This is a genomic window from Herbaspirillum sp. alder98 (genome assembly GCF_020179755.1).
GTDB lineage: Bacteria > Pseudomonadota > Gammaproteobacteria > Burkholderiales > Burkholderiaceae_D > Herbaspirillum.
In genome coordinates this window covers 103,442-122,775 of the sequence record NZ_JAIUCY010000009.1, presented here as the reverse complement: position 1 = coordinate 122,775, position 19,334 = coordinate 103,442, and the positions used below count along the sequence as shown (strand labels likewise).

The 19,334-nt window shown below is 61.5% G+C and carries 17 protein-coding genes; 10 read left to right on the top strand and 7 right to left on the bottom strand.

Translation table 11 applies throughout. The features are described 5' to 3' along the window. Positions 1-29: 29 nt before the first annotated feature. Complete coding sequence (locus LBW87_RS18840) at positions 30-497, bottom strand: Lrp/AsnC family transcriptional regulator (RefSeq protein ID WP_225203000.1); 468 nt, start codon at positions 495-497, stop codon at positions 30-32. A 165-nt stretch (positions 498-662) separates the two neighbouring features. Here LBW87_RS18840 and LBW87_RS18835 point away from each other — a divergent pair, with 165 nt between their 5' ends. After that, positions 663-1,538: a dimethylarginine dimethylaminohydrolase family protein gene (locus LBW87_RS18835; RefSeq protein WP_225202999.1), complete on the top strand. Its 876-nt coding sequence runs from the start codon at positions 663-665 to the stop codon at positions 1,536-1,538. 6 nt (positions 1,539-1,544) lie between these two features. Here LBW87_RS18835 and LBW87_RS18830 read toward each other — a convergent pair whose 3' ends face one another. Further along, the gene (locus tag LBW87_RS18830) at positions 1,545-2,129 is read right to left on the bottom strand and encodes a 5'-methylthioadenosine nucleosidase (protein ID WP_225202998.1); all 585 of its coding nucleotides are present in this window, start codon (positions 2,127-2,129) and stop codon (positions 1,545-1,547) included. A 179-nt stretch (positions 2,130-2,308) separates the two neighbouring features. Between LBW87_RS18830 and metH the strand changes: the two genes are divergently transcribed. From metH to LBW87_RS18810, 4 genes are all read left to right on the top strand, one after another. Continuing rightward, a complete protein-coding gene (metH, locus tag LBW87_RS18825) occupies positions 2,309-6,052 on the top strand; it encodes a methionine synthase (protein ID WP_225202997.1) in 3,744 nt (1,247 codons plus the stop codon). Between the two features lie 86 nt (positions 6,053-6,138). Further along, a complete protein-coding gene (locus LBW87_RS18820; RefSeq protein ID WP_225202996.1) occupies positions 6,139-6,471 on the top strand; it encodes a hypothetical protein in 333 nt (110 codons plus the stop codon). Positions 6,472-6,589: 118 nt separating this feature from the next. Next, positions 6,590-7,771 carry an MFS transporter gene (locus tag LBW87_RS18815; protein WP_225203074.1) on the top strand — a complete coding sequence of 394 codons (1,182 nt, stop codon included), beginning with the start codon at positions 6,590-6,592 and terminating at the stop codon, positions 7,769-7,771. A 128-nt stretch (positions 7,772-7,899) separates the two neighbouring features. Then, complete coding sequence (locus LBW87_RS18810; protein WP_225202995.1) at positions 7,900-8,592, top strand: MarC family protein; 693 nt, start codon at positions 7,900-7,902, stop codon at positions 8,590-8,592. Between the two features lie 12 nt (positions 8,593-8,604). Here the strand turns inward: LBW87_RS18810 and LBW87_RS18805 are convergent, their stop codons facing one another. The 5 genes from LBW87_RS18805 to LBW87_RS18785 all read right to left on the bottom strand — a co-directional run bounded on the left by LBW87_RS18805 (position 8,605) and on the right by LBW87_RS18785 (position 14,774). Continuing rightward, complete coding sequence (locus LBW87_RS18805) at positions 8,605-9,258, bottom strand: LON peptidase substrate-binding domain-containing protein (RefSeq protein WP_225202994.1); 654 nt, start codon at positions 9,256-9,258, stop codon at positions 8,605-8,607. Positions 9,259-9,263: 5 nt separating this feature from the next. Continuing rightward, positions 9,264-10,793, bottom strand: a complete 1,530-nt coding sequence (locus LBW87_RS18800; protein WP_225202993.1) for a SpoVR family protein — start codon at positions 10,791-10,793, stop codon at positions 9,264-9,266. Further along, positions 10,790-12,058, bottom strand: coding sequence for a YeaH/YhbH family protein (locus LBW87_RS18795; RefSeq protein WP_225202992.1), 1,269 nt, complete (start codon positions 12,056-12,058; stop codon positions 10,790-10,792). The genes LBW87_RS18800 and LBW87_RS18795 overlap by 4 nt, the downstream gene beginning before the upstream one ends. 136 nt (positions 12,059-12,194) lie before the next feature. Next, positions 12,195-14,117, bottom strand: a complete 1,923-nt coding sequence (locus tag LBW87_RS18790; RefSeq protein WP_225202991.1) for a PrkA family serine protein kinase — start codon at positions 14,115-14,117, stop codon at positions 12,195-12,197. A 351-nt stretch (positions 14,118-14,468) separates the two neighbouring features. Then, complete coding sequence (locus tag LBW87_RS18785) at positions 14,469-14,774, bottom strand: hypothetical protein (RefSeq protein ID WP_225202990.1); 306 nt, start codon at positions 14,772-14,774, stop codon at positions 14,469-14,471. Positions 14,775-15,108: 334 nt separating this feature from the next. Between LBW87_RS18785 and rpmH the strand changes: the two genes are divergently transcribed. From rpmH to mnmE, 5 genes are all read left to right on the top strand, one after another. Beyond that, the gene (gene rpmH, locus LBW87_RS18780; protein ID WP_081496388.1) at positions 15,109-15,246 is read left to right on the top strand and encodes a 50S ribosomal protein L34; all 138 of its coding nucleotides are present in this window, start codon (positions 15,109-15,111) and stop codon (positions 15,244-15,246) included. Between the two features lie 26 nt (positions 15,247-15,272). Continuing rightward, positions 15,273-15,665 carry a ribonuclease P protein component gene (rnpA, locus tag LBW87_RS18775; protein WP_225202989.1) on the top strand — a complete coding sequence of 131 codons (393 nt, stop codon included), beginning with the start codon at positions 15,273-15,275 and terminating at the stop codon, positions 15,663-15,665. Positions 15,666-15,671: 6 nt separating this feature from the next. After that, positions 15,672-16,007 carry a membrane protein insertion efficiency factor YidD gene (yidD, locus tag LBW87_RS18770; RefSeq protein WP_225202988.1) on the top strand — a complete coding sequence of 112 codons (336 nt, stop codon included), beginning with the start codon at positions 15,672-15,674 and terminating at the stop codon, positions 16,005-16,007. A 16-nt stretch (positions 16,008-16,023) separates the two neighbouring features. After that, on the top strand, positions 16,024-17,721 hold the full coding sequence (yidC, locus tag LBW87_RS18765) for a membrane protein insertase YidC (protein ID WP_225202987.1): 1,698 nt from the start codon (positions 16,024-16,026) through the stop codon (positions 17,719-17,721). 168 nt (positions 17,722-17,889) lie between these two features. Then, positions 17,890-19,290, top strand: coding sequence for a tRNA uridine-5-carboxymethylaminomethyl(34) synthesis GTPase MnmE (mnmE, locus tag LBW87_RS18760; RefSeq protein WP_225202986.1), 1,401 nt, complete (start codon positions 17,890-17,892; stop codon positions 19,288-19,290). Positions 19,291-19,334 lie beyond the last annotated feature (44 nt).

The window sequence follows — 19,334 nt, the reverse complement described above, 5'->3', positions numbered from 1 at the left end:
GGCTGGCGATGCCAGCCCGACAGGACGGCTCAGTCCGGCACCGGCAACGGGCTGGCCGCCTTGATTTCTTCCATGCACACCATCGAACGCACGCCGGCCACGCCCGGCACCTGCATCAGGCGATCGGTCAGGAACGACGACAGGCTCTTGAGGTCCGTGGCCGCTACTTTCAACAGGTAATCGAAGTCGCCCGAGATGGTATAGCACTCCAGTATCTCGGGAAACTGCCGGATCGCCTGCTCCACGCTGCGCACCTGCTTGAACTGCTCGCGCGCCAGGCCAAGGCTGACAAAGGCGATCACGCCCAATCCCAATGCGCCCGGCTCGACCTGTGCGGTATAGCCGCGAATCACGCCTTCCTGCTCCAGTCGCTGTACCCGCCGATAGCATTGCGGCGGCGACAGGTTGACCTTCTCCGACAGCTCGACATTGCTGGCGCGGCCATTTTTTTGCAGGGATTCGATAATGATGCGATCAAAACGATCGAATTTGTTCATGATTTGCCCTGTTGTACAAGAATCATTCATAAATATCGATTTATGAGAACAAAAACGCAAGAACATTTTGTGTCGCCGCAAGTATCCTGTGCGCACTGATTGAACCCGTCTTGTGTGGCGTGTTCAATTAAATGTAAGCCCGCAGTCATCACAAGGAGAATGCAGATGAAAGCCGACCGCCACGATGTGTTCCTGATGTGTCCGCCCACCCATTTCGAGGTGTCCTACGTGATCAATCCGTGGATGGCGGGTAATGTTGCCCTGGGCGACCCGCTGCTCGCGGCGCGCCAGTGGCATGCGCTGCGCGACGTACTGGGCCGGTTGGCCGAAGTGCGCGAGATGCCTGGCGTGCCCGGTGTGCCGGACATGGTGTTTACCGCCAACGCCGGGCTGGTGCTGGGCGACACGGTGGTGCTGTCGCGCTTTCTGCACCCCGAACGCCAGGCCGAAGAGCCGCACTTTGCGCGCTGGTTCGCCGGGCAAGGCTTGCGGGTGTTGCGGATGCCGGATGAGATTGCCTTCGAAGGCGCTGGCGATGCCCTGCTCGATCGCCTTGGTGAGGTGCTGTGGATGGGCTACGGGCACCGCACCGATGTGCGCGCCGCGCCCATGGTGGCCGGCTGGCTCGATATCGAAGTGCAATCGCTGAAATTGGCCGATCCGCGCTTCTATCATCTCGATACTTGTTTCTGCCCGCTCGAGGGCGGCTACCTGATGTATTACCCGGGCGCCTTCGATCTGGCATCGCAGCAGGCCATCGCCCGCCGGGTGCCGGCCCAGCGGCGTATCGTGGTCGAGGCAGATGACGCACTTGCGTTCGCCTGCAATACCGTCAATGCCGGGCAGCACGTGCTGCTCAACCAGGCCTCGCCGGATTTGCGCACGCAGCTTGAGGGCCGTGGCTTCACCGTGCATCAACTGCCGTTGTCGGAATTCATGCGGGCAGGGGGCGCGGCCAAGTGCCTGACATTGAAATTGACCGAGCCACGGCGCCACGCCGCCGGCGCCAGCGACCCGGGCGCGATGCGCCTGTCTGCGTGAGTCGTTCTAGCGGGCGATGACCTGCGGCAGGTGGCGCCAGAACAGCTCGGCGCCCAGGTGCACCCGCGTTTCCCAGTCATCGGCGGCGCCCTCGTCGGCGCCGTCGGTGATGAACTTGAACGCCCGCCAGGGCACGCCGAAGTGGCGGCATGCACGGGCGATGGCAAACAATTCCATATCCACCAGATCGATGCGCTGCTGGTTCAGCCATTCGTCGGCGCTGCTGACGAAGCTGTCGCCGGTGCCGCAGACCACGCCGGGGTAGCCGGATTCCAGCCGGGCCGGTTGTTCGGCCTCGGGCATCAACGGCGTCACGCCACGGGCGGCCAGGGGCATGGCGAGCATGTCGCGCTGGACGACTGCCGACACCTCGAGCAAGCCGTCGTGGCGCGGGTCGATCTTGCCGGCGGTGCCAAAATTGATGATCAGCGATGGCTGGCGCTCGAGGATGATGCGGGTGGCGTGCAACGCCGCATTGACCTTGCCGACGCCGCAATAGACGACTTCAACCCCTGCAGGGGCGTCAGCGGCTGCCAGTTCGTGGGGCAGAGCGGTCAGGATGACGATGGGAGCGTGGGCTGTCGATGGCATGTTGCCTTGGATTAATATTGGTGGCAAAGGGGCAACGGCGCGAGGGAGGACGGGCCTTTCGCGTATAATTTCGATCTGTTTTTGCCTAATTTTCCGACGCTGAACCCGGTCCCGTCCATGGCCGGGTTTTTGTGTCATGGGCGAGCCGTATTGTTGCCGGATCGAGAGAAAAACGCCAGATGAAGCCTAACGAATTGTGCCCCACCGAATTGCTGCTGCGCGATCTGATGTCCAAGCGCATCCTGATCCTCGATGGCGCCATGGGTACCATGATCCAGCGCTACAAGCTGACCGAGGAAGATTATCGCGGCGAGCGTTTCGCCGACTTCAGCGTGCCCGGCAAGGAGATGTTCGTCAAAGGTAACAACGAGCTGTTGTCCTTGACCCAGCCGGCGATCATCCGCGAGATCCACGAGCAATACCTGGCCGCCGGCGCGGACCTGATCGAGACCAACACCTTCGGCGCCACCACCGTGGCCCAGGACGACTATCACATGGCCCATCTGGCCTATGAGATGAACCTGGAATCGGCGCGCCTGGCGCGTGCGGCCTGCGACAAGTATTCGACCCCCGACAAGCCGCGCTTCGTGGCCGGCGCGCTCGGTCCCACGCCCAAGACCGCATCGATCTCGCCCGACGTCAACGATCCTGCCGCACGCAACGTCACCTTCGATCAGCTGGTCGCGGCCTACCTGGAGCAGACCCGGGCGCTGGTCGAAGGCGGATCCGACGTGCTGCTGGTCGAGACCATCTTCGACACCCTCAACTGCAAGGCCGCGCTGTTCGCCATCGACACCTTCTTCGAAGAGTCGGGCAAGCGCCTGCCGATCATGATCTCGGGCACTGTCACGGACGCCTCCGGGCGCATCCTCTCGGGCCAGACCGTGACGGCCTTCTGGAATTCGATTCGCCACGCGCGGCCATTGACCGTGGGTCTGAACTGCGCCTTGGGCGCAGCGCTGATGCGTCCCTATGCCGAAGAGCTGTCGCGCATCGCCGATACCTTCGTGTGCATCTATCCCAACGCCGGTCTGCCGAACCCGATGAGCGACACCGGTTTCGACGAGACCCCCGACGTCACTTCAGCGCTGCTCAAGGAATTCGCCGAGAGCGGTTTCGTCAACGTCGCCGGCGGTTGCTGCGGCACCACGCCGCCCCACATCCAGGCCATCGCCCAGACCGTCGCTGCCATCGCGCCGCGCCAGCTGGCGGTAGATTCGCATGCGATGCGGCTGTCGGGACTGGAACCGTTCACCATCGATGACCAGTCGTTGTTCGTCAACGTCGGCGAGCGCACCAACGTCACCGGCTCCAAGGCGTTCGCGCGCCTGATCCTCAACGAGCAATACGACGAAGCGCTGGCCGTGGCGCGCCAGCAGGTCGAAAATGGCGCGCAGGTGATCGACATCAACATGGACGAGGCGATGCTCGATTCGCTGGCGGCCATGAAGCGGTTCCTGAACCTGATCGCCTCCGAGCCCGACATCGCGCGCGTGCCGATCATGATCGACTCGTCCAAGTGGGAGGTGATCGAGGCCGGTCTCAAGTGCGTGCAGGGCAAGTCGATCGTCAACTCGATCTCGATGAAGGAAGGCGAAGAGAAATTCCTGCACGAGGCGCGCCTGTGCCGTCGCTACGGCGCGGCGGTGATCGTGATGGCCTTCGACGAAGTCGGCCAGGCCGACACCTATGCGCGCAAGATCGAGATCTGCGAGCGGGCCTATCGGCTGCTGGTGGACAAGGTCGGCTTCCCGCCCGAAGACATCATCTTCGACCCCAACATCTTTGCGGTGGCCACCGGCATCGAAGAGCACAACAACTACGCGGTCGACTTCATCGAAGCCACGCGCTGGATCCACGACAACCTGCCCTACGCCAAGATCAGCGGCGGCGTCTCCAACGTCAGCTTCAGCTTCCGCGGCAACGATCCCGCGCGCGAAGCGATCCATACCGTGTTCCTGTATCACGCCATCAAGGCCGGCATGACCATGGGCATCGTCAACGCCGGCATGATCGGCGTCTACGACAACCTGTCGCCCGAATTGCGCGAACGGGTCGAGGACGTGGTGCTCAATCGCCGTCCTGACGCCACCGAGCGCATGATCGAGATCGCCGCCACGCTCAAGGCCGGCGACAAGAAGGAAGAAGCCACCCTCGAATGGCGCAGCGAACCGGTCGCCAAGCGCCTGTCGCATGCCCTGGTGCATGGCATTACGCAGTGGATCGTCGAAGACACCGAAGAGGCGCGGCAGCAGATCGATGCCAGCGGCGGGCGTCCGATCCATGTGATCGAAGGGCCGCTGATGGATGGCATGAACGTGGTCGGCGACCTGTTCGGCCAGGGCAAGATGTTCTTGCCGCAGGTGGTCAAGTCGGCTCGCGTGATGAAGCAGGCCGTGGCCCACCTGATCCCCTTCATCGAAGAAGAGAAACGCAAGATCGAGATCGAGACCGGGGTGGTGGCCAAGCCCAAGGGCAAGATCGTCATCGCCACCGTCAAGGGCGACGTGCACGACATCGGCAAGAACATCGTCACCGTGGTCCTGCAGTGCAATAACTTCGAAGTGGTGAACATGGGCGTGATGGTGCCTTGCGCCGAGATCCTGGCGCGCGCCAAGGAAGAGAAGGCCGACATCATCGGCTTGTCGGGTCTGATCACGCCGTCGCTGGAAGAAATGGCCTACGTCGCCAAGGAGATGCAGCGCGATCCGTATTTCAGCGGCGTCAAGATGCCGTTGCTGATCGGTGGCGCCACGACCTCGCGCGCCCACACGGCAGTCAAGATCGCGCCCAACTACGAAGGTCCGGTGGTGTATGTACCGGACGCTTCACGCGCCGTATCGGTGGCGCAATCGCTGCTCACGCCCGAACAGAACGCGCAGTACGTCAGCGAGCTCAATGCCGACTACGTTCGCATCCGCGAGCAGCACGCCAACAAGAAGGCGGTGCCGATGCTGACGCTGGCGGCGGCCCGCGCCAACAAGACCCGGCTCGACTTCGCGCCGGTCAAGCCCAAGTTCATCGGCCGCCGGCTGTTCAAGAACGTCGACCTGGGCTTGCTGGCCAACTACATCGACTGGGGCCCGTTCTTCCAGACCTGGGACCTGGCCGGGCCGTATCCCGCCATCCTCACCGATGAAGTGGTAGGCGACGCAGCCACCAAGGTGTTCGCCGAAGCGCAGGCCATGTTGAAGAAAATCGTCGACGGCCGCTGGCTGACGGCCAATGGCGTCATCTCGTTGTTGCCGGCCAATACCGTCAATGATGACGATATCGAGATCTACACCGACGACAGTCGCAGCCAGGTGGCATTCACTTATTACGGCGTGCGCCAGCAGACCGAAAAGCCGGTGGTCGACGGCGTGCCGCGCCCGAATCAGTGCCTGTCGGACTTCATCGCGCCCAAGGACTCCGGTATTGCCGACTACATCGGCCTGTTCGCCGTGACCTCGGGACTCGGGATCGAGAAATACGAGAAGCGTTTCGAGGATGCCCACGACGATTATTCGTCGATCATGCTCAAGGCGCTGGCCGACCGCCTGGCCGAAGCCTTCGCCGAATACCTGCATGAACGGGTGCGCAAGGATCTGTGGGGCTATGTGCCGACGGAGTCCTTGTCCAGCGTCGAGTTGATCAAGGAACAATACGTCGGCATCCGTCCGGCGCCCGGTTATCCGGCGTGCCCGGAACACACGGTCAAGGCCGATGCCTTCCGCACCATGCAGTGCGAAGAGATCGGCATGCAATTGACCGAGTCGTTCGCGATGTTCCCGGGGGCGGCGGTGTCGGGCTTCTATTTTGCGCACCCGCAATCCAAGTATTTCGTGGTGGGCAAGATCGGCCAGGACCAGGTCGACGACATGGCACAGCGCCGCAATGTCCCGCGTGAGGATATCGAACGCTGGCTGGCGCCGAATCTCTAACACCGAATCGCTAACACTTTTCACCATCATGTTTTCCCCGCGCTGGTTCGGTATGCCTTCCGTGGCATACCGGCCGGGCGGCGCTCTTGAATTCCATTGCTGTCCTGTCATCCTCCTGCATCATGATCGATTCCGCCGATAACGCCACCCATTCGCTGCCTGTCACCGGAGCGACGCGCCTGCGCTTTACCGACGCCACCCGTAACATCTTCACCATCGATCTGGGACAAGACTTGCTGGGCGACTGGGTCGTGACCCTGACCTGGAGCGGCAACGCCATGCAGCGCGGCGGCGGCAAGCGACTGTTGGTCAACGATCAGGAGGCCGGACTGCAGGTGCTGCAGCAGATCGCACAGGCCAAGCAGCGCAGCGGCTTCGTGCCGGTGCTCGACTATCACGTGCGAATGCACCGGAGCTGACGCCGCCAGCGCGTGCGATGGCACCGTGTTAGTCTTGCCGGCAGAAAAATCATAACGGAGACAACCGGTGACCCCCAGTTCAGACGACCGCCATCAGGTCGATTCGCGCTTTGCCGCCATGCGGCTGTTCATTACCCTGATCCTGATGATCGTCGGCGCCAGCGGCATGTACGTGATGGCCGTGGTGCTGCCTGCGGTACAGGCCGAATTCGCAGTTGACCGTGGCCTGGCGTCGCTGCCCTATACCCTGACCATGCTCGGCGTTGGCGTCGGCGGCATCTGGATGGGACGCCTGGCCGACCGCCATGGCATCACGCTGCCGTTGATGCTGGGCGGCGCCTGCCTGGGCGGGGGCTTCGTGCTGGCGGCGATGGCGCCCAACATCTGGGTCTTCATGGCGGCCCACTGTATCCTGATCGGCCTCTTGGGCACCTCCTCGACCTTTTCGCCGCTGGTGGCCGACACCTCGCTGTGGTTCGTTCGCCGGCGCGGCATTGCGGTGGCCATCTGCGCCAGCGGCAACTACCTCGGCGGCGCGCTGTGGCCGCCCATCGTGCAGCATTTCGTCGACGCCATCGGCTGGCGCCACACCTATATCGGCCTGGGGATACTGTGCGCGGCCGTGATGTGTTCGCTGGCGCTGTTGATGCGTGCCCGCCCACCCATCCAAGCAGCGCCCGCCGCGGGTGTGCGCAGTACCGCCTCGGCGCGCCCGTTCGGATTGTCGGCCAGGAACGCACTGCTGCTGTTGTGCGTGGCTGGCGTGGCCTGCTGTACCGCCATGTCGATGCCGCAGGTCCATATCGTGGCGTATTGCGGTGACCTCGGTTACGGGCCGGCGCGCGGAGCGCAGATGCTGTCGCTGATGCTGGCCTGCGGCGTGGTCAGCCGCCTGGTGTCGGGCGCCATCTGCGACCGCATCGGCGGCTTGCGCACGCTGTTGCTGGGATCGGTGCTGCAAGGCATCTCGCTGCTGCTCTTCATCCCCTTCGACAGCCTGGCGTCGCTGTACGTGATTTCGGCCCTGTTCGGGTTGTTCCAGGGTGGCATCGTGCCGGCCTATGCGATCATCGTGCGCGAATATTTCCCGGCGGCGGTGGCCGGGCAGCGGGTCGGTGCGGTGATCATGAGCACCATGCTGGGCATGGCGCTGGGAGGCTGGATGTCGGGTAGTATTTTCGACCTGACCGGCTCTTATCATGCGGCCTTCATCAACGGCATCGCCTGGAACCTGCTCAACTTTGCCATCGTGCTGGCCTTGCTGTTGCGGGTGCGGCGCATGCAGCCAGCCGTGAGCTGACCCGGCCGCGCAAAAGCTCGTCGCAGTACGGTTGGCAGCGCCGGGCGTTTCGGCTACGCTGGCGGCTGCCCTTTATTAGCCCTTTACCAGCCCTTTTCCAGCCCATTCAACCTGCCACCAAGCCCGGTATGCTGATTCTTTTTCTCAAGGCGGTCGTCCTGATCCCGGTCACCTTGCTTCCCATCCTCAATCCGCTGGGCATCGCGCCGGTGTTCGCCAATCTGCTGGGCAACGTCAGCCGCAAGACCGAGCAGCGCGTCGCGCGCCAGGTGGCCATCAATTGCTGGTTCATGCTGGTGGGGGCGATCTTCATCGGTTCGCATGTGCTGGGATTCTTCGGCATCTCGCTGCCGATCGTACGGGTGGGCGGCGGCCTGCTGGTGGCCGTATCGGGCTGGAAGCTGCTCAGCGACAACAGCCAGGACGCGGCCATTCCGAAGCAGGTGGCCAAGAACTATGACGATGAAGACCTGCCGGATGACGAGATCAAGGCGCGCAGCTTCTATCCGATGAGTTTTCCGCTGACGGTCGGCCCCGGCACCATCGCCGCCTCGATCACGCTGGGCGCCAATACCCCCACGCGATTGCTGGACTGGGTCATCTCGATCGGCAGCGCGGCCTTTGGCGCGGCGTTGACGGCGGTCGCAATCTTCCTCTGCTACAACTATGCGCACAAGCTGGTGCACCTGATGGGACGGCTGGGCACGATGGTGGTGCTGCGACTGTCGGCCTTCATCCTGCTGTGCATCGGCATCCAGATCTTCTGGTCGGGTCTGTCCGCGCTGCTGGCCGAGGCCGGCATTACCGGCGTAGCGCCCTAGGCCGCGCCGGGCTTATTTCAGCCAGCCCAGTTCGTCCAGCGCGTCCTGCACCAGTTCCAGCCGCACCAGGGGGTTATCCAGCGCCAGCAGGGTCTGCTTTTGCGCCACCGGCACCGGGATCATCTCGGCCCAGCGATTGGCCACCCAGCCACAATCATCAAGACGGAACGGCATGGCGATCGGTACCTCGCTCTCGGGCAGTCCCTGGCGCATCACGGATTGCAGCAGGTGTTCCAGGGCGGTTGCGGTGTTGCCCAGTTCTTCCGGAATCGGGATGGTGCGGTCGGACTCGATCAGCTCGACCTCGGCTGTCCACAGCCCATGCTTGTGCTGTTCGGCCTGCAGGATGCGAAAGCGCTCGGCGCCGCTGCAGCCGATACGCATGAGTCCCGCCGAGGGCGTCGACCATTCGTTGATGCGTGCCACCGTACCGACCCCGACGAAGCGCTCGGACTGGCCGGGACGGCGTACCTCGGCGCCTTGCGTCAGGGCGACCACGCCAAAATGGCTGCCTTCGGCGATGCAGCGGCCGATCATGTCGAGATAGCGTACCTCGAAGATCTGCAGCGGCAGGCGACCATCGGGAAACAGCGTACTGCCCAGCGGAAACAGCGGGATGGTCTGCGCCGAGATCGGCAGGCGCGGCGTGGCAGGGGGGGATGACATGTGCCTCAGGTCCGTAGCGCGTAGCGGTTTTCGGCGACGCATTCGTAGCGTTGCACGATATAGCCACTGTCGTCCACGCTCTCGAGGTAGACGTCGAACTGCCACAGGCGCGCCATATGGCGCAGCACTTCATTGGTCGAATCGCCCAGCGAGCGGCCATCGCTGCGGAAGTGGCGCAGCGTCAGGCTGCGATTGCCGCGGGTATTGACCGACCAGACCTGGATGTTGGGTTCGCGGTGGTTGATGTCGTACTGGCGCGAGAGCGCCTGCCGCACATACTGGTAGCCGCGTTCGTTATGGATGGCCGACACTTCCATCTCGCTGCGGGTATCGTCGTCGAGCACGGCGAACATGCGCATGTCGCGCATCAGCTTGGGCGACAGGTATTGCGCGACGAAACTCTCGTCCTTGTAGTTGCGCATCACGTGATGCAAGGTCTCCAGCCAGTCGCGGCCGGCGATATCGGGAAACCATTCGCGATCCTCGGCGGTCGGGTTCGAGCAGATGCGGCGGATGTCGCTCATCATCGAGAAGCCCAGCGCGTAGGGATTGATGCCGTTGTAGTACTGCTTGGTGATGGGCGGCTGGAACACCACGTTGCTGTGCGAATGCAGGAATTCCATCATGAAGCCATCCGTCAGGCGGCCCTGGTCGTACAAGGTGTTGAGCAGGGTGTAGTGCCAGAAGGTGGCCCAGCCTTCATTCATGACCTGGGTCTGGCGCTGCGGATAGAAGTACTGACCGACCTTGCGCACGATGCGCACCACTTCGCGTTCCCAGGGCTCCAGCAGGGGCGCATTCTTTTCGGCGAAATAGAGCAGGTTCTCTTGCGGCTCGGATGGAAAACGCCCTTCGGCCTGCGCCGCGGCAGTCTCCTTGCGGGCCGGCAGCGTGCGCCAGAGCTCGTTCACCTGCGACTGGGCGTAGGCTTCGCGCTCGCGTTGACGCGCCTTCTCCTGCGCCAGCGACATGCGCTGCGGCCGCTTGTAGCGGTCGACGCCATAACTCATCAGCGCATGGCACGAATCGAGCAGTTCCTCGACCCGCTCGAAGCCATGACGCTCTTCGCATTCGGCGATGTAGTTACGCGCATACACCAGGTAGTCGATGATGGCGCTGGCATCGGTCCACAGCTCGAACAGGTAGTTGCCCTTGAAGAACGAGTTGTGACCGTAGGCCGCGTGGGCGATGACCAGGGCTTGCATGGTCATCGTGTTTTCTTCCATCAGGTAGGCGATGCAGGGATCGGAGTTGATCACGATCTCATACGCCAGCCCCATCTGGCCGCGCTTGTAGTCGCGCTCGGTCAGCATGAAATGCTTGCCGTACGACCAGTGGCGATAATTGACCGGCATGCCGTGCGAAGCGTAGGCGTCCATCATCTGCTCGGCGGTGATGATCTCGAGCTGGATGGGGTAGATGTCGAGCTTGTAGTCGCTCGCTACCCGGGCGATCTCCCGGTTGTAGCGTTCGATCAGGTCGAAGCTCCAGTCCGAAGGGCAGGGCAGCGGATCGTACTTGAATCGGCTGTTCATGCGTGCACCTGTTTTTCAAAGAGTTCGCGGAACACCGGGTAGATCTCGGTGGCCGACTGTACCTTCTTCATCGCAAAGTGCGGGTGCGAATCGATCAGTTGCAGGTATTCGGTCCACAGGTTCTGTTCCGGCTCGGCCACCTGGATGTAGGCGAAGTAGCGGGTCAGCGGCAGGATGCTCGATTCGAGGATCTCGCGACACTTGGGTGAGTCGTCATTCCAGTTGTCGCCGTCGGAAGCCTGCGCGCCATAGATGTTCCATTCGCTCGGCGAGTAACGCTTGGTGATGATGTCGTGCATCAGCTCCAGCGCGCTCGAGACCACCGTGCCGCCACTTTCCTGCGAATGGAAGAAGGTGTTTTCGTCGACCTCGTCGGCGCGCGTATGGTGGCGGATGAACACCACTTCGATATGTTCGTAGTTGCGCGTCAGGAACAGGTACAGCAGGATGAAGAAGCGCTTCGACAGGTCCTTGCGCTGCTCATCCATCGAGCCCGAGACATCCATCACGCAAAACATCACCGCACGTGACGACGGCTGCGGTTGCCGCACCCGGTTCACATAACGCAGATCGAACGGGTCGATGAACGGAATGCGCAGGATGCGCGCCTTGAGCTGCTTGATGTCATCTTCCAGCAGATGGATTTCTGCACGGTGCTGTTCGGGTTTGCGCTTGAGTTCGAGCAGTTGCGCTTCGGCGTCATCGAGTTGCCGCTGCAGCGGTGCGCCCAGGGCAATCCGGCGCCCCAGCGAACTGCGCAGCGAGCGCACGATATCGATGTTGGTCGGAGAACCATCGACCGAATAACCGGCCCGCATGTTCTTCCAGTTCGGCACCGTCATCAGGTTGGTCTCGACCAGGCGCGGCAATTCGAGGTCTTCGAAGAAGTACTGCATGAATTCTTCGCGGGTCAGTTCAAAGGTGAAGTCGTCCTGTCCTTCGCCTTCATTGCTGGCCTTGCTGCCCCCTTCGCCACCGCTGCCGCCGCTCTGGCGCTGGATGCGATCGCCTTGCAGGTAGTCCGAGTTGCCGGGATGCACCGCTTCCCGGCGACCGCCCTTGCCGTGGTGGAAAAACGGCTCGGTGACGTCCTTGCGCGGAATGCTGATGCTCTTGGATTGATCGAGGTCGGTGATGCTGCGGTCGCGTATGGCGTCCGCAACTGAACGTTGAATATGGCCCCGAAAGCGGCGCAGGAAGCGCTCCCGATTGGCAATGCTCTTGTTCTTGCCAGCTAGTCTACGGTCGATAATCTGATGTAGCACTGTCCGTTCTCCTGCTGGTGCCGCACGACCGGGCGAGCGGCGTTGCGGCGGAGTGGCTGTCTGTCGGCGTGCTGACGGGCAGCCCCGGGGTTCCTGCCCGGCCGGTCGCCGTCATGGCGGCCGGCCGTCTTCTGGCTTACGACGACTTGCGCACGCGCAGATACCATTCGCACAGCAGCCGCACCTGCTTCGGCGTATAACCCTTGCTGACCATGCGATTGACGAAGTCCTCGTGTTTCTGCATCTCTTCGTTGGAGCCCTTGGCATTGAAGGAGATCACCGGCAGCAGGTCTTCGGTGTTGGAGAACATCTTCTTCTCGATCACCACCCGCAGCTTTTCGTAGCTGGTCCACAGCGGATTCTTGCCGCCGTTGTTGACCCGTGCCCGCAAGACGAAGTTGACGATCTCGTTGCGAAAATCCTTCGGGTTGCTGATGCCGGCCGGTTTCTCGATCTTTTCCAGTTCCGCGTTCAGGGCCGCGCGGTCGAAGCTCTCGCCGGTGTCGTGATCGCGGTATTCCTGGTCCTGGATCCAGAAGTCGGCGTAGGTCACGTAACGGTCGAACACGTTCTGGCCGTACTCGGAATACGACTCCAGATAGGCGGTCTGGATTTCCTTGCCGATGAATTCGGCGTAGCGCGAGGCCAGCGTGTCCTTGACGAACGAGAAGTACTTCTGCTCGGCTTCCTGGGGAAACTGCTCGCGCTCGATCTGCTGCTCCAGCACATACATCAGGTGCACCGGATTGGCGGCGACCTCGGTGGTGTCGAAGTTGAACACGCGGGAAAGAATCTTGAAGGCGAAGCGGGTCGAAATCCCGTTCATGCCTTCATCGACGCCGCCGTAGTCGCGGTACTCCTGGTATGACTTGGCCTTGGGATCGGTGTCTTTCAGGTTCTCGCCGTCATACACCTGCATCTTCGAGAACAGGCTCGAGTTCTCGGGCTCCTTCAAGCGCGTCAGCACCGAGAACTGCGCCATCATCTTCAGCGTGCCAGGCGCGCAGGTCGCCAGTCCCAGCGAAGAACTGCGGATCAGCTTTTCGTAGATCTTGATTTCTTCGGAGACGCGCAGGCAATACGGCACCTTGACGATGAAGATACGGTCCAGCAATGCCTCGTTGTTCTTGTTATTGCGGAAGGCCTTCCATTCGGATTCATTGGAGTGGGCCAGGATCACGCCGTCGAAGGGGATCGCGCCAAAGCCTTCGGTGCCCTTGAAGTTGCCTTCCTGGGTGGCGGTCAACAAGGGGTGCAGCACCTTGATCGGCGCCTTGAACATTTCGACGAACTCGAGCAGGCCCTGGTTGGACAGGCACAGCCCGCCCGAATAACTGTAGGCGTCGGCGTCATCCTGCGAATACTGCTCGAGCTTGCGGATGTCGACCTTGCCCACCAGGGTAGAAATGTCCTGGTTGTTCTCGTCGCCCGGCTCGGTCTTGGAAATGCCGATCTGGCGCAGGATCGATGGATAGCGTTTGACCACCCGGAACTGGCGGATGTCGCCATTGTATTCATGCAGCCGCTTGACTGCCCACGGGCTCAGGATAGGTTTGAGGTAGCGCCGCGGAATGCCGAACTGTTCCTCCAGGATGGGGCCGTCTTCCTCATAGTCGAACAGGCCCAGCGGCGATTCGTTGACCGGGGAACCCTTGATCGAATAGAACGGAACCGCTTCCATCAACTGCTTGAGGCGTTCGGCGATGGACGACTTGCCGCCGCCGACGGGGCCTAACAGATAGAGGATCTGCTTTTTTTCTTCGAGACCCTGGGCGGCGTGCCGGAAGTACGAAACCACCTGCTCGATGACTTCCTCGGCGCCGTAGAATTCCTTGAATGCGGGATAGACCTTGATTACCTTGTTGGCGAAGACGCGGGAAAGGCGTGGGTCTTCGCGGGTGTCGACCTTTTCGGGCTCGCCGATGGCCATCAGCATCCGCTCTGCAGCAGATGCATATACTGCTGGGTCGCTCTTGCAAAGATTCAGATACTCTTCGAGCGAAAGTTCTTCTTCTCTTGTCTTGTCGAACCGGCTTGCAAAGCTGCTGTAAATATCCATACCACCTCCGTCGCTTCATGATGAAACAAACTTGTGTCTAGATTTACCATCTGCGGTTATCGAAGAATACGTCGGTGACTCTAATGCGGTCATTGCCGAAGTGTTCTTTGAAAGCCGTAGCGTTACAGCGCAATGCAGTGATGCTTCGTTTTTATTCTATTCCTTTTCTCTCTTACTGATCTAATCGCATCTTCTTTGTTGCAGCATAGGCGCGATTTATTTTTGGTTGGCGCAGAACACCATGTATTTTGTGGCGTTGCTTGTGGTTCGACCCGGGTCCCCACCGGCTCAGTCCCCATTCCCGCATGCTCTTTCAATGTGCATCCCCGTGTCGCGGTTGACGTGCGTGCGCTATTTTTGCGCAGGGCGCTGCGGTGGGCGGTCACCGAACAATTCTTTAGAATATTTCGGTCTTTCGATATGTCCGTCGATTTTCTTCGTCGGCGCCGTCTGCCGAAGCCGGCTTTCGGGATCGCAGCGGAGCCGAGCGGCGGAATAAATAATTTCCATGCGGAAATATTCTATCTCGATCGGATGTGGCACATCGAAATTGTTATCTTGATAACTATGTTCTTGCGGACTGCCCAGTTTTGCAAATCTGCCACGGATGAGCGGGCTGATCTCGTGGCAAGCTTCAGCGAATGGCCCGGAAAGCACTTAAGTCATTGACAGGCAAATAGAAAATGCAGTCTAATTCAGGGTTCACCATCTGAAGAATTGCGCACGGTGCCGTTGCAGCAGTTTGCAGTTTTCGATTAGTCGGAATACCTCGGTATAAAGACCAGAAAAAAGCGGACCAACCAGAGGTGTCAGCGATGCAGGGGTTGCCGGGGCTATCGGGCGACAGGGCATTGTTGATGCGGGACCGGCACATTGATAGCGGTTCCAGAATTCCGATTTATTTTTTTGCTGTTCATTTTTCGCGGCATCGTTTTGGCAGCTTTGCCCAATCGGTTTTGCAAGATAAGCAGCCCAACCAAGCGAGTCCAACATGAAACGTACTTATCAACCTTCCGTCGTGCGTCGCAAGCGTACCCACGGTTTCCGCGCTCGTATGGCAACCCGTGGCGGCCGTGCCGTCATCAACGCTCGCCGCGCCAAGGGCCGCAAGCGTCTGGCTGCTGATTAAGCTGCGACAGTGCGCCGAGCCCTCGCGTGACGGACGAACGTTCACAGCTTTACCCTCGCGATCGGCGAATCGTCAAAACGGATGATTTTTCATCCGTTTTTCGTTTGCGCCCTGTCCAGCGCACAGCGCATTTCGTGCTGTATGCGCGGGGCAACAGCCTGGGGCGCGCCCGTCTGGGCGTGGTGGTCGGCAAGCGCTTTGCCCCTCGGGCGGTGACGCGCAACACCATCAAGCGCGCCACGCGCGAGTTGTTCCGGCAGTCCGCGCTGCCTGCGCTCGATTGCATCGTGCGTCTGTCCCGCCCCGTCAATACCCGGCAGGGACCGGCGACCAACGCTGCGCTGAAATCGGCGGTGCGCACCGAGCTGGCCCAGTTGCTGGCTTTTTTGCGAGACGCACCGGCCTTTGCCGGGAAATAGGAAGTGATGAAAACGCCTCTGCTCCTGCTGTTACGTGCCTACAAGCTGGGAGTGAGTCCGTTTCTGGGACAGAATTGCCGTTTCTATCCCAGCTGTTCCGATTACGCTGCCCAGGCCGTGAGCATTCATGGTGCATTCAAGGGCAGTGTGCTGGCGGCCCGCCGCCTCGGCAAATGCCATCCGTGGCACGCTGGCGGCCTCGATCCGGTTCCCGGTTCTGTCGAGGCCGATCTCCTGCGTCAAGAGGCCGACCCGGCTTCAACTGTTCCGAATTCTTCGTCCCAGCGCATTGCTGCGCGGGTTCCCCCTGCTGTGGCCGCAGATGGTTGCAGTCACTCCTGAACTAACCAATACGCATATGGATATCAAACGTACCGTCCTGTGGGTTGTATTCTCCTTCTCACTGTTGCTGCTGTGGGACAGCTGGATGCGCCATAACGGCCACCAGTCGATGTTCTTCCCGTCGGCCAACCCGACTCAGGAGCAGGCAGCCGCCAACCCTGTCACGCCGACCGCCAGCCCGACCGGCTCACCGGTGCCCCAGGCTGGCACGGCAGCACCCGCCGGCGTGCCGGCTGGCGATGTGGCTCCGGCCAATGCCAAGGGTGAAACCATCACCATCACCACCGACGTGGTCAAGGCCGATATCGACACCCTGGGCGGCGAGCTCAAGCGCCTCGAGCTGCTCAAGCAGCGCGACGTGGTCGATCCGACCAAGAACCTGGTGCTGTTCGATTCCGGCGCGGGTCACACCTACCTGGCCGAGACCGGCCTGATCGGTGGTCCTTTCCCGACCCACAAGTCGCTGTTCTCCGCCCAGCCGGGCGTGCGCTCGCTGGACAACGGCAATCAGGTGCAACTGGTGCTGGAAGCAGAGCAGGGTGGCGTCAAGCTGACCAAGACCTTCACCTTCAAGCGCGACAGCTACCTGATCGACGTCAAGCATACCGTGACCAACAACACGGGCGCGGCGATCAACCCGTCGCTGTACCTGCAGTTGCTGCGTGATGGCAACAAGCCGGGCGGCGAGTCGCATTTCTACAGCACCTTCACCGGACCGGCGGTCTACACCGACGCCCACAAGTTCGAGAAGATGACCTTCGAGAAGATCGAAGAAGGCAAGGCCGAGCACGCCACCAAGGCCGACAACGGCTGGGTGGCGCTGGTGCAGCACTATTTCGTGTCGGCCTTCATCCCGCCGCAGCAAGTGCAGCGCGACATCTTCGCCAAGAAGGTCGCCACCAACCTGTACGCCGTCGGCACCATCCTGCCGCTGGGCTCCGTGGCGCCTGGCGCCTCGGTGACGATGGACGCCCACCTGTACTCCGGCCCGCAAGAGTCGAAGGTGCTGGAGGCCGTCGCTCCCGGCCTGGAACTGGTCAAGGACTATGGCTGGCTGACCCTGATCGCCAAGCCGATTTTCTGGCTGATGACGCACATCCACGCCATCGTCGGCAACTGGGGCTGGACCATCATCCTGCTGACGGTGCTGATCAAGCTGGTGTTCTTCCCGTTGTCGGCGGCCAGCTATCGCAGCATGGCCAAGATGAAGGCGGTGTCGCCGCGCATGCAAGCCATTCGCGAGCGTCACAAGGGCGATCCGCAGGCGATGAACCGCGAGATGATGGCGATGTACAAGACCGAGAAGATCAATCCGCTCGGTGGCTGTCTGCCGATCGTGATCCAGATCCCGGTGTTCATCTCGCTGTACTGGGTGTTGCTGGCATCGGTCGAAATGCGCGGCGCGCCGTGGCTGGGCTGGATCCATGACCTGACCGCTCCGGATACGCTGTTCGGCACCATCCCTTACTTCAACATGCCGGTTGGCCTGCTGCCGATCATCATGGCGGCATCGATGTTCCTGCAGACCAAGCTGAACCCGACCCCACCGGACCCGGTCCAGGCCAAGGTCATGATGTTCATGCCGCTGGTGTTCTCGTTCATGTTCTTCTTCTTCCCGTCCGGCCTGGTGCTGTACTGGGTCACCAACAACGTGCTGTCGATCGCGCAGCAATGGGTGATCACGAAGAACATCGAAAGCGGCAAGACCAAGTAAGCGCTTTGCCCACTCGCCCGGCATCGCCGGGCGGGCGAGTTGAAGAACCCGTGGATAACAACACGGGTTTTTTTTCGCGAAAAATTCTTCACAGGCATTAACATTACAGCTGGCGCACGCAGTGCCGATCAAGACCAGACCAACCGCCACCACTAATTTTTCAGCAAGATGACCTTCGACTCTTCCCCCATTGCCGCCATCGCCACTGCTCCCGGTCGCGGCGGCATCGGCGTAGTCCGACTTTCGGGTAAAAACCTCTCTGGCGTGATTGCCGCCGTGTGCGGCCGCCAGCAACTGGCACCCCGCCACGCCACTTATCTGCCGTTCTGCCGGGCCGATGGCAGCGCCATCGACCAGGGGCTGGCGATTCACTTCCCGGCCCCGCATTCCTACACCGGAGAAGACGTGCTGGAGTTGCAGGGCCATGGTGGACCGGTGGTGATGCAGATGTTGCTGGCGCGCTGTATCGAAGCAGGCGCCGAGATCGGCCTGCGTCTGGCCGAACCGGGCGAATTCACGCAACGCGCCTTCCTCAACGACAAGATCGACCTGGCCCAGGCCGAAGCCGTGGCCGATCTGATCGAAGCCACCACCGAGGCCGCCGCCAAGTCGGCCTCCGAATCGCTCAGCGGCGCCTTCTCGAAAGTGATCCACGAGCTGGTCGAGCAGGTCACCAGCCTGCGCATGCTGGTCGAGGCGACCCTTGATTTTCCGGAAGAAGAGATCGACTTCCTCAAGCAATCCGACGCCCGTGGCCAGCTGTCGACGATCCGCGCGACGCTGGAAGACGTGTTCCGCCATGCGGCCCAGGGCGCGCTGCTGCGCGACGGCCTCAATGCCGTGCTGGCCGGCAAGCCCAATGTGGGCAAGTCGTCGTTGCTCAACGTGCTGGCGGGCGCCGACGTGGCCATCGTCACGCCCATCGCCGGTACCACGCGCGACAAGGTTACCCAGACCATCCTCATCGAAGGCATGCCGCTCAACATCATCGACACTGCCGGCATCCGCGAAGATGCTGCCGACGGTAGCGGCCCGGACGAAGTCGAGCGGATCGGCATCGAACGCACCTGGGTCGAGGTGGCCAAGGCTGACGTGATCCTGCACATGCTCGACGCCGACCGCGGCCCCACGCTGGAAGACGAAAACATCACCGCGCGTTTCCCGGACGGCGTGCCGATCGTGCGGATCTGGAACAAGATCGACCGCTCCGGCCACAAGCCTGCGGTAGAAACCATGCCCGACGCCACGCACGTGTATGTGTCGGCCGCCGAAGGGCAGGGTATCGACTTGCTGCGTGGCGAGCTGCTACGCATCGCAGGCTGGCAGCAGACGGTCGAGTCGCGCTATCTGGCGCGTGAGCGTCACCTGCTGGCGTTGAAGGTGGCGGGCGACCATCTCGAGATCGCCGCCGTCCACGCCGGCCTCGATAGCGAAGGCGGAGATCATGCGCTGGACCTGTTCGCCGAAGAACTGCGCCTGGCACAGGAGAGCCTGTCCAGCATCACCGGCAGGTTTACGCCGGATGATTTGCTGGGAGTGATCTTTTCGCGGTTCTGTATCGGAAAGTGAGTTGCCTGCCGTCGTCCTGGCGAAAGCCAGGACCCAGCGTCGTA

Bases quoted from the DNA above. Each gene is read 5' to 3' on its own strand.
- rpmH (WP_081496388.1), top strand. From the start codon at position 15,109: ATGAAACGTACTTATCAACCTTCCGTCGTGCGTCGCAAGCGTACCCAC.
- LBW87_RS18790 (WP_225202991.1), bottom strand. From the start codon at position 14,117: ATGGATATTTACAGCAGCTTTGCAAGCCGGTTCGACAAGACAAGAGAA.
- LBW87_RS18815 (WP_225203074.1), top strand. From the start codon at position 6,590: ATGCGGCTGTTCATTACCCTGATCCTGATGATCGTCGGCGCCAGCGGC.
- yidD (WP_225202988.1), top strand. From the start codon at position 15,672: ATGAAAACGCCTCTGCTCCTGCTGTTACGTGCCTACAAGCTGGGAGTG.
- LBW87_RS18805 (WP_225202994.1), bottom strand. From the start codon at position 9,258: ATGTCATCCCCCCCTGCCACGCCGCGCCTGCCGATCTCGGCGCAGACC.
- LBW87_RS18840 (WP_225203000.1), bottom strand. From the start codon at position 497: ATGAACAAATTCGATCGTTTTGATCGCATCATTATCGAATCCCTGCAA.
- mnmE (WP_225202986.1), top strand. From the start codon at position 17,890: ATGACCTTCGACTCTTCCCCCATTGCCGCCATCGCCACTGCTCCCGGT.
- yidC (WP_225202987.1), top strand. From the start codon at position 16,024: ATGGATATCAAACGTACCGTCCTGTGGGTTGTATTCTCCTTCTCACTG.
- LBW87_RS18830 (WP_225202998.1), bottom strand. From the start codon at position 2,129: ATGCCATCGACAGCCCACGCTCCCATCGTCATCCTGACCGCTCTGCCC.
- metH (WP_225202997.1), top strand. From the start codon at position 2,309: ATGAAGCCTAACGAATTGTGCCCCACCGAATTGCTGCTGCGCGATCTG.
- LBW87_RS18810 (WP_225202995.1), top strand. From the start codon at position 7,900: ATGCTGATTCTTTTTCTCAAGGCGGTCGTCCTGATCCCGGTCACCTTG.
- LBW87_RS18800 (WP_225202993.1), bottom strand. From the start codon at position 10,793: ATGAACAGCCGATTCAAGTACGATCCGCTGCCCTGCCCTTCGGACTGG.
- LBW87_RS18835 (WP_225202999.1), top strand. From the start codon at position 663: ATGAAAGCCGACCGCCACGATGTGTTCCTGATGTGTCCGCCCACCCAT.